Raw genomic sequence first — 1,321 nt, forward strand, 5'->3', positions numbered from 1 at the left:
ATTAAAGGTGTGGCGCACTTCTACAGCAAAAAAGGCAAGCACATCATTACTTCCAGGATTGAGCACAAAGCGGTCCTGGATGCCTGCCGTCAGTTGGAGCGTGAAGGCTATGAGGTGACCTACCTTGAACCAGACTCTGAAGGCATGATTACCACCGGGCAGGTCAGTGATGCCTTGCGCGAAGACACCATTCTGGTCAGTCTCATGCATGTCAATAATGAGATTGGTGTGGTTACTGATATCGCAGCCATTGGTGAAATCACCCGTGCTAACAAGGTTCTGTTTCACGTAGATGCCTCCCAGAGTGCTGGCAAGCTTCCAATTGATCTGAGTAGCCTCAAAGTGGATCTGATGTCTTTATCTGCTCACAAAATGTATGGTCCTAAAGGTGTGGGTGTTTTGTACGTACGTCGCAAGCCGCGTGTTCGTATTGAGGCTCAAATTCATGGTGGCGGTCATGAACGTGGTATGCGTTCAGGTACTCTTCCTACTCATCAGCTTGTGGGTATGGGTGAGGCCTGTCGTATCGCCAGGGAAGAGATGGGTGCTGACAACGAGCACAGCCTGAAACTCCGTCAGCGTTTTCTGAACAGTATTTCAGACATGGAAGAAGTGCATGTCAACGGCAGCCTTGAGCACCGCGTTGCTGGTAATCTCAACATCAGCTTTGCCTTCGTAGAGGGTGAGTCTCTGATTATGTCCCTGAAAGATCTTGCTGTTTCTTCCGGATCGGCCTGTACTTCAGCCAGTCTGGAGCCGTCTTATGTGCTGCGCGCACTGGGCGTCAGCGATGAACTGGCACACAGTTCACTGCGTTTCAGCTTTGGTCGTTTCACAACGGCTGAAGAAGTGGATTATGCTGTCGCCCAGGTGAGAGAGGCTGTAGAAAAACTGCGTGAGCTGTCGCCTCTGTGGGACATGTACAAAGATGGCGTAGATCTGAGTACTGTTCAGTGGGTAGCACATTAATATCGAACCTGGTGGGAGGAAAATATCATGGCATACAGTGAAAAAGTAATCGATCACTACGAGAATCCCCGAAACGTCGGCAAGCTTGACGACAAATCTGATAAGGTCGGTACCGGGATGGTCGGAGCACCTGCCTGTGGCGATGTAATGCGTCTTCAGATTCAGGTCAGCGACGAGGGTGTGATTGAAGATGCCCGTTTTAAAACCTACGGGTGTGGCTCTGCTATTGCCTCCAGCTCTCTGGCAACAGAGTGGATGAAAGGCAAGACGCTGGATCAGGCATCGGAAATCAAAAACACGGATATTGCCGAAGAGTTGGCGCTCCCTCCTGTGAAGATACTCTGTTCAGTAC

2 protein-coding genes are annotated in these 1,321 nt (G+C 50.3%); both read left to right on the top strand.

Annotation, left to right across the window (positions count from 1 at the left end; genetic code table 11):
* Window positions 1–969: IscS subfamily cysteine desulfurase (locus tag KDK17_RS01245; RefSeq protein ID WP_257287163.1), on the top strand; the 969-nt coding region annotated here is incomplete at its 5' end.
* A 27-nt stretch (window positions 970–996) separates the two neighbouring features.
* A partial coding sequence (locus KDK17_RS01250; RefSeq protein ID WP_257287164.1) for an iron-sulfur cluster assembly scaffold protein occupies window positions 997–1,321 on the top strand: 325 nt, incomplete at its 3' end.

The organism is Endozoicomonas sp. SESOKO2 (assembly GCF_024606245.1).
In the GTDB taxonomy this organism is placed as follows: Bacteria; Pseudomonadota; Gammaproteobacteria; order Pseudomonadales; family Endozoicomonadaceae; genus Endozoicomonas_A.